Here is a 12,790-nt window from a genome sequence, read left to right on the forward strand (position 1 = left end):
CGGGCCGGGGGACTGTTCTCCCCGGCCCGCAGCCCGTTTCCGGGGTTGTCAGCAGTACAGGTTGCCGCCGGGGGCGACGCCGAGGATCTGGGTGAACGACTGGTAGCTGTTGACGCGGCTCTGGACCTGCGCCGGGTTCTTGCCGTCGCACTCCAGGGAGCCGTTGATGGAGCGGATGGTCTGGCCGAAGCCCGCCTGGTTGACCATGGCGTTGTGGGGGGTCATCGTGCCCGGGCCGTTCTGGGTGTTCCAGTACCAGAGGCCGGTCTTCCAGGCCACCGCCGCGTCGTTCTGCACAAGCCAGGGGTTGTTGAGCAGATCGATGCCGAGTGCGTCGCCCGCCGCCTTGTAGTTGAAGTTCCAGCTGAGCTGGATCGGCCCGCGGCCGTAGTACGCCGCCTGGCCGGCCGGGCAGCCGTAGGACTGGCTCCAGTCACAGTAGTGCGGGTAGTTGGCCTGGTTCTGCTCCACGACGTAGACCAGGCCGCCGGTCTCGTGGCTGACGTTCGCGAGGAAGGCCGCGGCCTCCTGCTTCTTGACGGTGTCGCTGCCGGTGTTCGCGAAGCCCGGGTATGCGCTCAGTGCGGCCTTCAGTCCGCTGTAGGTGTAGAACGAATTCCGGCTCGGGAACATCTGGTTGAACTGCGCCTCGCTCACGACGAAGCCGGTCGGGGACGGGTCCCCGCCGCCGCTACAGGTGTACGGGTCCCAGAACCAGGTGCTGATGGTGGGGTCGTATCCCGGGTTGTCGTGCTCGGCTATGTAGTACTTGCCGTCCGTGTACTTGACAACGTTGCCAGTGACGTACGAAGTACCGGCGGACCAGTTCGGCGCGGACGTGCAGGCATCCGCGGAGGCGGCAGACGCGGCGGGCATGAAGGCTGCCGCCACTCCGCTTCCGACGAGGATCGCGACGAGCAACGCCATGATGCGGTGTCTCAGCACTCGCTGACTCCTTTACGCGGCAACGGCCTTGTCCGGAGCGACAGTTGCCGTCCGGACAGGCCGCGGTGGGGGGCTGTGCCGCACACTCAAGCGCGTTGTCGTGATCGAGTCAAGGTATAGACCAATGTGACGGAAGTTCAGCTGAAAATGTCCGTCAGTCCCACCAGAAGGTCCAGTGCTGTCGGCCGAGGAGAGCCTCCGCCGCGTACTCGCGGATCGTGTCGTACCCCTGCCATACGTTGTCCGGGCAGAACGCGTGGTGCTCGGCGGCGACGGCGAGGGCCTCCGTCATCGTGCGGGGCGGTGCCGCGACGGAGACGTCCAGGCGGTCGAAGTGGAGCGCGACGACCCGTATGCCGAAGCGGTCCTCCCACGAGCGCAGCACGGCGGACAGCAGGCCGATGTCCGCGTGATTGCGGGCGCCGGTCCAGCCCAGCGCCGCGGGTATGTCCGCGCTGCGGCGCACGGGGATCAACCCTGCCCGGGCGTCCCCGAGTTGCCCGGCCTCCAGCAGCCCGGCGGCGACGCGGGCGGCCGTGACGTCCGGGTCGGCCTCCGGCTCGCCTGCCGGGGCGAGGCCGGGCCACTCGGTCGTGAAGGGCGCGATGGTGTCCGCGTCGTCCTCGTCGCCGTCCTCGGCCTGGACGTAGTCCCACAGGGCCGGCAGAACCTCGGCGGCGTCGTGGTCGTCCGGATCCGACACTTGGCCGAGTCCGAGATCCCGGTCCCAGGTGTGGTCCTTGCCGTTCACAAGCAGCACAGGGTGCATGCCCGACGCCTCCCGTGCGGGCAGGAGTTGCGCCCAAGTGTTGTCCTGCGCGGGCTCGTTCGCGTACCAGAGGGACGGCTGGACGCGCATGGCACCGGGCGGCAGATCGAGGCCGAGTGCGTTCGGGTTGATCACCATGCAGGCGACTTTAGGGGCGGCCACTGACAATCGGCTCAGAGCAAGGATCGTGTGGTGCGAGTTCGCCGTCACTTCCTGAGCAGGTCGGCGATGCGGGACAGGCCGTCGGCTTCGTAGCCCTCCGCCATCGCGCGGTCCAGGATCGCCTGGAAGGGCTCGAAAAGATCAGTTCTGACGCCCTGCTCGCGGAAGGCGGCGAGGAAGTTGGGGAAGGCCGCGTGGTTCACGGCGAGGCTGGAGACGTCCGTGAGGTGCCGGCCCGAGTCGATCGCTTTGGCCCACTGGGGCGCGCCCGCGAGCATTGCGTTGATCCAGGGGACCAGGAGCTCGGAGAACTCGGTGGCCGGGATGTCCTCCGTACGCACGAGGGCGTAGGCCTGCATCACGCCGAGGACCATGCCGTACATGCCGGTCAGCAGCGCCAGGTCGTAGAGAGCGGCGAGGCCGGGGTCGGTGCCGACGTAGTTTGTGCCGCCGAGGGCGGACAGCGTCTCGCGGTGGGCGTCGAACGTCCGCTGAGGGCCGCTGTAGAGGACGTACGCGTGCGGGCCCGCGATCATCTGCGGTACGGCCATGATGCCGCCGTCGAGGTAGTCCGCGCCCTGTTCTGTAGCCCAAGCCGCCAACTCCCGTGCCTGGGCGGGGGTTCCGTTGGTGACATTGACCAGCGCCCTGCCCGCGAGGTCGTCGCCGAGGGTGGCCAGGAGTTCCTGGACGTTCTCGTTGGTCAGCAGGCAGACGACGACGAGCGGGCTCGAGGCCACGGCGTCCACCGGGGTTGCGGCGGGGAGTGCGCCCTGGGCGACCAGCGGACCGGTCCTGGCGGCGGATCTGTTCCAGACGGTGACGGGGTGCCCGGCCTTCAGAAAGGCGGCGGCGAGGGCAGAGCCCATCAGGCCGAGGCCGAGAACGGATACGGCGGGCTTGGGCGCGGACATGGAAGGGCTCCTTGGATGGGACGTAAGGGATCTCCCCCGATCCTCATGCCGCGCTGGAATGCCCACAAGTACCGACTATTTGGTCAGCTACTGACCTGAAGGTGAGTACGAGGCCGCCAGGCCTGGGCACACTCGCATCCCGGCTGGGCGGGCCCGAAGTCATCGACTAGTGGTGATCTGCGCTCCGGCGGCGCACTCTGGAAGAGGTACCGGAGGTGATCCGCCATGCAGACACTCGTCGGATGGCACGTAGAGATGGAATTCAGCGAGGAAGGCGACCGGACCAGGTCGGCCGCCATGGTGAGGCTGGGCGACGGCACGGAAATACGCGGCCACGGTAATGCCCAGCGTCACCCTTCCGATTCGGAACAGCTGCGGGTCGGCGAGGAGATCGCCGGCGCACGAGCGCTCATGGACATGGCCTCGCAGCTGCTGCAGAAGGCCCACATGGAGATCGACGAGTCCTCGGGCAGAAAGTCGCACGCACTGATGTGACGGGATGCGGTGCGGCCCCCGCCGGGGTTTCCGGCGGGGGACGCACGCGTGCGCCCTACGCGTATACGCGGGCTGGGCGCCTTGCACGCCCTACGCGCCTTAGTAGGTGAGTGCGTCCTCCATGCTGCTCTGCCAGTAGCTGACAGCGGTGGTGGAGTCGGCGTATGTGCCCGCCGGCAGAGCGAGTCCGACGGGGGTGCCGGTCGAGCCCGAGCCGCTGCGCGGCGCGAAGTGGACGGTCAGACGCTTGGCCGTGTAGCCGTCCTTGCCGCTGCCGTCGGCGCTCGACAGCAGGATGGAGGCGTACGCGGACTCACCGGGGGCGAGGGTGGTGACCGCCTGCGGCCGGCTGTCCTCCATGACCTGCGTGACGGCCTGTGCGTCGTCGAAGCGGAGCAGCGGTGCATGGTAGGCGTTGCACGCCTTGGAGCCGGTGTTGGTCACGGTGAGCAGCAGGTGGTTGATGGGGCGGGTCACCTTGCTGACGGTGACCTTGGTGTTCGCACCGCTGCAGGCGTCGGTGACGGGGCCGGGGTCACTGTTGCCCTTCCCCTTACTCTCGTCCTTGTCCTTGTCCTTGCTCTTGCCGTCGCCGGCCGCCGAGCCGCTGCTGCTGCCGCCGTTGCCCTTGCCGCTGCCCGCGGGGGTGGACGTGGGGTCGGCCGCGGGCTTGCTCCGGTCGGCGGTGGGACTCACGGATGCGCCCGGGTTCTTCGCGTCGTCGTCGGACTGGCACGCCGTCAGCGAGAGGGCGGCCAGCAGAGCGGTGGCGGCGACGGCGGTGGTGCGGATGCGGGTGTTGCGCATGGTGTTCGGTTCTCCCCGTGTGGATCGTCTGTGGTTCGTCCGTGGATCAGAAGTGGCAGATGAGGGCCGTGACGACCGCAGTCGCTGCGATCAGTACAAGCACGGCCGTGACATCGATGAGGCTGTTGCGGATGCGGGTTCGCATGGCTGCTTCCGGTTGCTTCCCGGTGGGCTGTGCGGTGCGATCACAGACTGCGCGGCGGGTGATTCCGGCCGCAACAGCCCCTGAACCATTGGGGATGCTGGAACGCTTGCGCGTACGGTGACCTGGGGGGATATCCCGTCCCTGGAACGGCGTTCCGGGACAGTCGGCAAGGCTTACGAGGGGGAACACAGCACGTGGCGACGCTGGAGGCCGAGGAGTTCGCGGCCCTGCTCAGGGAACTCAAGGACCGCTCGGGACGCAGCTACGGGGTCCTCGCGGGCAAGCTGCATGTGAGTACGTCCACGCTCCACCGGTACTGCAACGGCGATGCCGTCCCCACCGAGTACGCCCCCGTGGAGCGGCTCGCCCGGCTGTGCGCGGCGACGCCGGACGAGCTCGTGGAGCTGCACCGGCGATGGATCCTGGCGGACGGCGCGCGGCGGCGCGCGCGGGCCGAGGGCGCGGCGCCCGACCCCGTGCCCGAAGTGGCTGTGCCGGAGGTGGTGCCCGGGTCGGCCCTCGTGCCGGAAGCGCCTGAGCCGGAGGCGGTGCCCGAGGCCGCGGTCGAGCCTCGCGCCCGCCACCCCAAGAGGCTGCGGATCGCGCTCGCCGCAGGCGCCGTTGTCGCCCTCGCCGTGCCGGCCGCCTTCGTCGCGAGCCACGCGGCCACGCGGGACCAGGACGGCAAGGGGCAGTCCCACGCCGTCGCCGGGGCCAGTGCTCCGCCCGGCACCGCCGCGCCCCGGTCCGCGTCACCGAGCGCCTCGCCGAGCGGCAGCCCCGCCCCCAGCACCTCGCCCAGCGGGAGTCCGGCGGCGACACGGTCCAAGGGCGTGGCCTCCACGGCTCCGGCTCAGGCCGGCGGAGTACCGCTGCGGGTGGGCGTCAGCTCGTACAACTGGGAGGAGCCGTGCGGTCAGTACTACCTACTCGACCAGGCCCCCGACGCGGTCCCGCCGCCGCCCGCGCCGCAGGACAACCGGAGTTGGGCCCGTGCGCTGGGCGGGGTGGACGGCGGCCACATGCTGCTTCAGCTGACCGCGACGGGCAAGACGGCGGACTCGGTGGTGCTGAACGCCGTGCATGTACGGGTCGTTGCGCGCAGCGCACCCCTCGACTGGAAGGCGTACTCGATGTCCTACGGCTGCGGTGGCGGCATCACACCGCAGGCCTTCGACATCGACCTGGATGCCGGGCAGCCGCTGGTGAAGCCCGTGGCGGGGCAGGACGGCGACACCGTCGTGCCCGCCAAGGACTTCCCGTACAAGGTCGCGTCCAACGATCCGCAGGTGCTCAACCTCGACCTCCACACCGAGGGACACGATGTCAGCTGGTACCTGGAGCTCGACTGGAGCAGCGGGGACCGGCGGGGGACGGTACGTGTCGACGACGACGGGAAGCCGTTCCGTACGAGCGCGATCAAGGGACGGACCGAGTACGGGTACTGGCCGGACAAGAGCGCGTGGGTCGCGCAGCCCGCGCCCTGAGGGTCTCTGTCGTACGACGAGACCCTCAGGGGACTGAGGGTCAGAGGCGCTCGGGGGTGCGGATGCCGAGGAGCGCCATGCCCTGGTGGAGCGTGCGGGCCGTCATGTCGCAGAGCAACAGGCGGTTCTCGGCGACCTCACGCGGAGGCGCGGGCTTGATGACCGGGCACTGGTCGTAGAACGTCGTGAACAGCGACGCCAGCTGGTAGAGGTACGCGGCCAGCTTGTGCGGCTCGTACGAGCCCGCGACCTCCGCCAGCGTCTCGCCGAACTGGTCCAGGTGCAGACCCAACGCTCGCTCCGCCGCAGCCAGTTCGAGCTCCGGGTGCGCGGCCGGCTTGACCTCGCCCGCCTTCCGGAGGATCGACTGGATACGGGCGTACGCGTACTGCAGGTACACGGACGTGTCGCCGTTCAGCGACACCATCTGGTCCAGGTCGAACTTGTAGTCCCGCGCCGCCGACGTCGACAGGTCGGCGTACTTGATCGCGCCGATGCCCACCTGCGTACCGCGCTCCGCGATCTCCTCCTCGGTGAGCTGGTTCTGGACGTCCTTCTCGCGCACGACCGCCGTCGCCCGCTCCACCGCCTCGTCCAGCAGGTCCACCAGCCGTACCGTCTCGCCCTCACGGGTCTTGAACGGCTTGCCGTCCTTGCCGAGCACCGTGCCGAACGCCAGCTGGACGGCCTTGACCTCGTCGTTCAGCCAGCCCGCCCGGCGCGCGGTCTCGAAGACCATCTTGAAGTGCAGGGACTGCCGGGCGTCCACGACGTAGATGAGCGTGTTCGCCTTGAGGTTCTGCACCCGGTCGCGGATGGCGGAGAGGTCGGTGGCCGCGTAGCCGTAACCGCCGTTGCTCTTCCTGACGATGAGCGGGGTCGGGTTGCCGTCCGGTCCCTTCACGTCGTCGAAGAACACGCACAGCGCACCCTCCGAGCGAACCGCCACGCCCGACTCCTCCAGGAGGCGGCAGGTCTCGTCGAGCATGTCGTTGTAGCCGGACTCGCCGACGATGTCGGGGTCGCGGATCTCCATGTCGAGCTTGTTGAAGACCGAGTAGAAGTAGATCTTCGACTCGTCGACGAACCGCTGCCAGTGGGCACGCGTCTCGGGGTCCCCGGCCTGCAGGTCCACCACCCGGTTACGGGCGCGGTCCTTGAATGCCTCGTCGGAGTCGAAGAGCGCGCGCGAGGCCTTGTAGATGCGGTTCAGGGAGGACATCGCCTCCTCGCCGGTGACCTCCTCGGCGCCCTCGTGGTCCAGCTCGTGCGGGTGCTCGATCAGGTACTGGATGAGCATGCCGTACTGGGTGCCCCAGTCGCCGATGTGGTGGCGCCTGATCACCTTCTCGCCCGCGAACTCCAGGATCTGGACCATCGCGTCGCCGATCACCGCGGAGCGCAGGTGGCCGACGTGCATCTCCTTGGCCACGTTCGGCTGGGCGTAGTCGATGACCGTGGTGCCCGGGTTCTGCGCGTACGGGACGCCGAGCCGGTCGTCGGTGGCGCGCGCGGCGAGGGTCTTCACGATCGCCTCGTCGGTGAGCGTGATGTTGAGGAAGCCGGGGCCCGAGACCTCGATCTCCTCGATCAGGTCACCGGTGGGCAGGCCCGCGACGACCTTGGCCGCCAGCTCGCGCGGGTTGCCCTTCAGCTTCTTGGCGAGCGCCAGGATGCCGTTGGCCTGGAAGTCGGCCCGGTCGCTACGTCGCAGCAGGGGGTCGGCGGAACCGGCCTCCGGCAGAGCTGCCGAGAGGGCGTCCGCGAGGCGCTGCTGCACGGTCGAAGCGAGGGAAGGGACCGAGGCCATGAGCTTCCGTTCTTGTCGAGTCTCGTCGAGAGGTCTATTTCGGTTGTCAAGTGTCCCACGGGGCGGCAGCCTCTCTCTCCCGAGTTTCTGCCCGGTTTCCGTCCGGGACGAGCAACCTCCGAGTGGGGCGTTCCGTCTGGGACAATGACGTACGACGCCTGTCGAGAACCCCAAGAGAACCCCAAGCATTCAAGGACGTGCCGATCGTGGCTCAGAGCAGCACCGAGACCGACTGGGTCTCCCGTTTCGCGGACGAGGTCATCGCCGAGTCGGAGCGACGTGCGCCTGGCAAACCGGTCGTCGTCGCGTCCGGTCTGTCGCCGTCCGGCCCGATTCACCTGGGCAATCTCCGTGAGGTGATGACCCCGCACCTGGTCGCGGACGAGATCCGGCGGCGCGGGCACGAGGTCCGGCATCTGATCTCCTGGGACGACTACGACCGGTACCGCAAGGTGCCGGCCGGGGTCCCCGGCGTGGACGACTCGTGGGGCGAGCACATCGGCAAGCCGCTCACCTCGGTGCCCGCGCCGGCCGGGTCGGCGCACCCGAACTGGGCCGAGCACTTCAAGGCCGCGATGGTCGAGGCGCTGGCCGAGCTGGGTGTCGAGTACAACGGCATCAGCCAGACCGAGCAGTACACCTCGGGTGTCTACCGCGAGCAGGTCCTGCACGCGATGAAGAGCCGGGGCAAGATCGACGCGATCCTCGACCAGTACCGGACCAAGAAGGCTCCGGCGAAGAAGTCGCAGAAGCCGGTGGACGAGGCGGAGCTGGAGGCGGCGGCGGGTTCCGGCGCGGCCGCCGAGGACGACGGCAGCGGCGGTGCCGGCGGCTACTTCCCGTACAAGCCGTACTGCGGCCAGTGCGAGAAGGATCTGACCACCGTCACCTCGTACAACGACGAGACGACCGAGCTCGTGTACACCTGCACGGCCTGCGGCTTCGGCGAGACCGTGCGGCTGAGCGAGTTCAACCGGGGCAAGCTGGTCTGGAAGGTCGACTGGCCGATGCGCTGGGCGTACGAGGGCGTGATCTTCGAGCCGAGCGGTGTCGACCACTCCTCGCCGGGATCCTCGTTCGTCGTCGGCGGGCAGATCGTGCGCGAGATCTTCGACGGCGTCCAGCCGATCGGCCCGATGTACGCGTTCGTCGGAATCTCCGGGATGGCGAAGATGTCGTCGTCCCGGGGCGGTGTGCCGACGCCGGCCGATGCGCTGAAGATTATGGAGGCGCCGCTGCTGCGCTGGCTGTACGCGCGCCGCAAGCCGAACCAGTCCTTCAAGATCGCCTTCGACCAGGAGATCCAGCGGCTGTACGACGAGTGGGACAAGCTGGAGGCCAAGGTCGCGGACGGGACCGCGCTGCCGGCGGACGCCGCGGCGCACTCGCGGGCCGCGCGGACGGCCGCGGGTGAGCTGCCGCGTACGCCGCGCCCCCTGTCGTACCGGACGCTCGCCTCTGTCGTCGACATCACGGCGGGGCACGACGAGCAGACGATCCGGATCCTGAGCGATCTGGACCCGGCGAACCCGCTGTCCTCGCTGGACGAGGCCCGGCCGCGGCTGGACCGCGCCGAGAACTGGATCACCACCCAGGTCCCGGCCGACCAGCGCACCCTGGTCCGCGAGGAGCCGGACACGGAGCTGCTCGGCTCGCTGGACGACCAGGGGCGCGAGTCGCTGCGGCTGCTTCTGGAGGGGCTGGACACGCACTGGTCGCTGGATGGTCTGACGACGCTGGTCTACGGCGTACCGAAGGTGCTGGCGGGCCTGGAGCCCGACGCCAAGCCGACGCCGGAGCTGAAGGCCGCGCAGCGGTCCTTCTTCGCGCTGCTCTACCACCTGCTGGTCGGCAAGGACACCGGGCCGCGACTGCCGACGCTGCTGCTGGCGGTGGGGGCGGAGCGGGTGCGCAAGCTGCTCGGCGCGTAGCTGCTGCCGCGGCTGCCGCTGTGGCTGCCGCTGTACGGAGGGCCCTCGTCCGGGGATCGGACGAGGGCCCTCCGGCGTTGCCGCGAGCTTTGGTTACGCGATGTGTTCCGCGTCCGCGTCCAGTTCCGTCTGGTAGCGGTAGCGGAAGTCCCGCAGATAGCCCCTGAGCGAGCTCTCGCTCAGCGGGCCGCCGGTGCGGCCGGTGATGCCGTAGAGGTCCATCAGATAGAGGCCGAACTGCCGGGCGTTCGGGAAGTCGCCGTGCTCACTGACGTACTTGCGGAAGGCGTTGAAGTACGCCTCCTCGCGCGTGAGGTCGTCGGGCAGACCGGACACCGGAAGTTCCTCGGCCTCCGACTCCGGGTCGGCGTACTCCTCGGCCGGCGGACCCTGCCCGGCGGCCGGGCGGGGCTCGGCGTACTGGGCCTGGGTCCGGTCGTCCGTGCGCTGGCCGGGGACGACGCCGCCGAGGGGGCGGGTGCGGCCGGGGCCTGCCGGGACACGCACCGGGGTGGGCTCCAGGCCCTCGACGTACGTCGGGTTGAACGCACTCTCGTACGCGTCCTGCGGCACCTGCGGAGCCGCGAACCAGGGGCTCTCGTGGTTCTCCTGCGGGTACTGCTGCTCCGCGTACTGCTGGTCTCCCTGGACCTGGACCTGGCCACCCGGGATCTGGCCTTGGCCCCGGCCGTCGTACTGCTCGTATTCCTCGTGCTCCTGGGGCCACTCCTGGCCGCCGGGCGCCTGGCCCTGCGCCCGCGGCAGCTGGGGCTGGGGCTGCGGTGTCGGCGGGAGCAGCGCCGGCTCGATGCCCGCCGCGGCCAGCCCAGCGGGAGCAGTCTCCGCCAGGGGTACGCCGTACTTCGCGAGGCGCAGCGGCATCAGCGACTCCACCGGTGCCTTGCGGCGCCACGCCCGTCCGAAGCGGGCCTGAAGGCGGGCCTGGTAGATCAGCCGGTCCTGCTCGAGCTTGATGACCTGCTCATAACTGCGCAGCTCCCACAGCTTCATCCGGCGCCACAGTTTGAACGTGGGTATCGGGGACAGCAGCCAGCGGGTGAGACGTACACCCTCCATGTGCTTGTCGGCCGTTATGTCCGCGATCCGGCCCACCGCGTGCCGCGCCGCCTCGACCGAGACGACGAACAGGATCGGAATCACCGCGTGCATGCCGACGCCGAGCGGGTCGGGCCAGGACGCCGCGCCGTTGAAGGCGATGGTGGCGACGGTGAGCAGCCAGGCCGTCTGGCGCAGCAGCGGGAAGGGGATGCGCAGCCAGGTCAGCAGCAGATCCAGGGCGAGGAGGACGCAGATACCTGCGTCGATGCCGATCGGGAAGACGAGAGAGAAGTTGCCGAAGCCCTTCTTCACGGCGAGCTCGCGTACGGCGGCGTACGACCCCGCGAAGCCGATCGCGGCGATGATCACCGCGCCTGCGACGACGAGCCCGATGAGTATGCGGTGCGTGCGTGTCAGCTGCATCGCGGCCACCCGCGATCCCCTCCCGTTTTCGAATCCAGCGGGCACAGCCTGGCACATGCTTGCGGAGCCCGTCCCTCCGGGGAGCGACGGGCCCTGGCAACCGGCCCGGTGCGGAACCTACTTGGCGGTACCTACTTGTTGGCGGCGGTGACCGAGGCCACAGCCTCCTTCGTAGCCGTCACGGCGTCCTCCATCAGGTCGGAGGCGGACGGGCTCTTTGCGCCCGCGTAGCCGGTGCCGTTGTAGGTGAGCGTGATCACGACATTGCCGGTGCGCGCCACGATCGTCGCGTAGGTGAAGTCCTCGCCGGTCTTCTTCAGCTCGTAGCCGACGGCCGTCGCCGCTTCGCCGACGCCGGTCGCGGGCGAGCTCCGCACGTTCTTGGCGCCCTCCGTGGACTTCGCCTTGGAGATCTCCTTGGCGTAGCTGTCCTCGGCGCGCTTCTCGCCGCTGACACCGAGGGACGACTCGGACGCGTACCGGAGGAAGGAGACATCGAGCCAGCGGTACTGCGAGCCCTTGACGCCGTTGTCATCCAGACCGTTCCAGGAGCAGCTGCCGCGGTTGGCGGTGTCCGTGGAGTTGCCGGCGGTGCCCGACTTGACCTTGGTCTCCGGCACCAGCTGCTCGATCGTCTTCGCGGAGATCGTCTTGCAGGGCTCGGGAAGCCTGGAGTACTTCGCGGGTGCGACGGTCGCCGGCTTCTGCTTCTGCGCGTCCGGGGAGGAGGCGGAGGAGGACGAGTCCTTCTTGGTGTCGCCGGCGGAGTCCGACGAGCAGCCGGCGACGACAAGCATCACCGGGACGGCTGCGCAGGCGAGTATGCGGGTGAGTCGCGGGGCTGAACGGTGCATGGTTCCTTCAGTCGATTGTCGTACGGTCCGGTCGGCGAGGCCACGGTACGCGGACATGGCCCGTCCACGGGCGTGTCTCCGGATACGTACGTGCGTCTGCGGACCCGCTCAGCCGGTGAACTGCTCGACGAGTCCGCGGGCCAGACTCTGTGCCTTTTCCTGCAGTTCCTTGCTGTCCGGAACCTCTGTCGTCACGGCCGGCTGCTCGGCGTACACGATGGTCACGATGACGTTCGATGTGCGGAAGACCACGCTCACGGTGCGGCGCTGGGCGGTGGAACCGGCCCCGGCCCCGGTGAGGACGTCGTCGAGGAAGGCGGCGTCGCCGAGGCTCTCGAGCACGCGCGGCTCAAGTCCGTCGGCGGTGCCGGTGCCCGATGGCGTTCCTGTGCCCGCCGGTGTGGATGGTGTCGCCGGCGGAGTCGCGGGTGCCGTGGACGTCGTAGGTGCCGCAGGTGTCGCCGGTGTCGTGGACTTTGTGGGGGACGCCGTGGGGGCCGTGGACTCCTGCCCCTTCTCGTCACGGGGGTCGACGGCGACCGGCAGCGAGGCCCCGGCCTGCTTCTCCGCGAAGACCTCCTGCGCCCGGTCCTCGTCGCTCACCACCCCGTCGTAGGAGACGACGCGCTCGAAGTCGACCGTGAGGTGATGGGAGGCGTACGGGGCGTCGGCCTTCCAGCTGCAGCCGACGCGGCGGTCGGTGTCGTAGGTGACGGCGGCCGTACCGCGGTACACGTTCTGCTGCTGTTCCTCGGGCAGCTCGGCGGCACCGGGCAGCAGGTCCTTGAGGGCGGAGCGCTCGACGGAGCGGCAGGGCTCGCGGAGGGTGCGGTACTTGCCCGGGGGTGCGGCGGAGGACTTGGCCCCGCCCGCCTTGGAGTCGGTGGCGGAGCCGTCGGTGCCGGTGCCGGCGGTGCAGCCGGCGACGAGCGCAACGAGGAGCGCCGCCAGGCCGGGTACGTACGCCTTTCGTTGCACGGTCCCAGGCT

11 protein-coding genes are annotated in these 12,790 nt (G+C 69.4%); 3 read left to right on the forward strand and 8 right to left on the reverse strand.

Annotation, left to right across the window (positions count from 1 at the left end):
• Positions 1-48: 48 nt before the first annotated feature.
• From AB0D12_RS07590 to AB0D12_RS07600, 3 genes are all read right to left on the reverse strand, one after another.
• Entirely contained in the window at positions 49-945 is an 897-nt protein-coding gene (locus tag AB0D12_RS07590) for a glycoside hydrolase family 19 protein (RefSeq protein ID WP_362678057.1), read from the reverse strand.
• A 154-nt stretch (positions 946-1,099) separates the two neighbouring features.
• Entirely contained in the window at positions 1,100-1,852 is a 753-nt protein-coding gene (locus AB0D12_RS07595; protein ID WP_362678059.1) for a DUF4253 domain-containing protein, read from the reverse strand.
• A gap of 68 nt (positions 1,853-1,920) precedes the next feature.
• Positions 1,921-2,790 carry an NAD(P)-binding domain-containing protein gene (locus tag AB0D12_RS07600; RefSeq protein WP_362678061.1) on the reverse strand — a complete coding sequence of 290 codons (870 nt, stop codon included), beginning with the start codon at positions 2,788-2,790 and terminating at the stop codon, positions 1,921-1,923.
• A gap of 225 nt (positions 2,791-3,015) precedes the next feature.
• Here AB0D12_RS07600 and AB0D12_RS07605 point away from each other — a divergent pair, with 225 nt between their 5' ends.
• Positions 3,016-3,285: a DUF1876 domain-containing protein gene (locus AB0D12_RS07605; protein WP_362678063.1), complete on the forward strand. Its 270-nt coding sequence runs from the start codon at positions 3,016-3,018 to the stop codon at positions 3,283-3,285.
• 99 nt (positions 3,286-3,384) lie between these two features.
• Here AB0D12_RS07605 and AB0D12_RS07610 read toward each other — a convergent pair whose 3' ends face one another.
• Complete coding sequence (locus AB0D12_RS07610) at positions 3,385-4,092, reverse strand: DUF4232 domain-containing protein (protein ID WP_362678065.1); 708 nt, start codon at positions 4,090-4,092, stop codon at positions 3,385-3,387.
• Positions 4,093-4,431: 339 nt separating this feature from the next.
• Here AB0D12_RS07610 and AB0D12_RS07615 point away from each other — a divergent pair, with 339 nt between their 5' ends.
• Positions 4,432-5,724 carry a helix-turn-helix transcriptional regulator gene (locus tag AB0D12_RS07615; protein ID WP_362678067.1) on the forward strand — a complete coding sequence of 431 codons (1,293 nt, stop codon included), beginning with the start codon at positions 4,432-4,434 and terminating at the stop codon, positions 5,722-5,724.
• Positions 5,725-5,764: 40 nt separating this feature from the next.
• On the opposite strand, the gene argS is transcribed toward AB0D12_RS07615, so the two are convergent.
• Positions 5,765-7,534, reverse strand: a complete 1,770-nt coding sequence (argS, locus tag AB0D12_RS07620) for an arginine--tRNA ligase (protein ID WP_362678069.1) — start codon at positions 7,532-7,534, stop codon at positions 5,765-5,767.
• 197 nt (positions 7,535-7,731) lie between these two features.
• On the opposite strand from argS, the gene lysS reads away from it, so the two are divergent.
• On the forward strand, positions 7,732-9,465 hold the full coding sequence (lysS, locus tag AB0D12_RS07625) for a lysine--tRNA ligase (RefSeq protein WP_362678071.1): 1,734 nt from the start codon (positions 7,732-7,734) through the stop codon (positions 9,463-9,465).
• 93 nt (positions 9,466-9,558) lie between these two features.
• On the opposite strand, the gene AB0D12_RS07630 is transcribed toward lysS, so the two are convergent.
• The 3 genes from AB0D12_RS07630 to AB0D12_RS07640 all read right to left on the reverse strand — a co-directional run bounded on the left by AB0D12_RS07630 (position 9,559) and on the right by AB0D12_RS07640 (position 12,779).
• The gene (locus tag AB0D12_RS07630; RefSeq protein WP_362678073.1) at positions 9,559-10,956 is read right to left on the reverse strand and encodes a DUF2637 domain-containing protein; all 1,398 of its coding nucleotides are present in this window, start codon (positions 10,954-10,956) and stop codon (positions 9,559-9,561) included.
• Between the two features lie 122 nt (positions 10,957-11,078).
• Complete coding sequence (locus tag AB0D12_RS07635; RefSeq protein ID WP_362678075.1) at positions 11,079-11,801, reverse strand: DUF3558 family protein; 723 nt, start codon at positions 11,799-11,801, stop codon at positions 11,079-11,081.
• A 108-nt stretch (positions 11,802-11,909) separates the two neighbouring features.
• Complete coding sequence (locus AB0D12_RS07640) at positions 11,910-12,779, reverse strand: DUF3558 domain-containing protein (protein WP_362678077.1); 870 nt, start codon at positions 12,777-12,779, stop codon at positions 11,910-11,912.
• Positions 12,780-12,790: the final 11 nt, after the last annotated feature.

Source organism: Streptomyces sp. NPDC048479, from assembly GCF_040651435.1.
Lineage (GTDB): Bacteria > Actinomycetota > Actinomycetes > Streptomycetales > Streptomycetaceae > Streptomyces.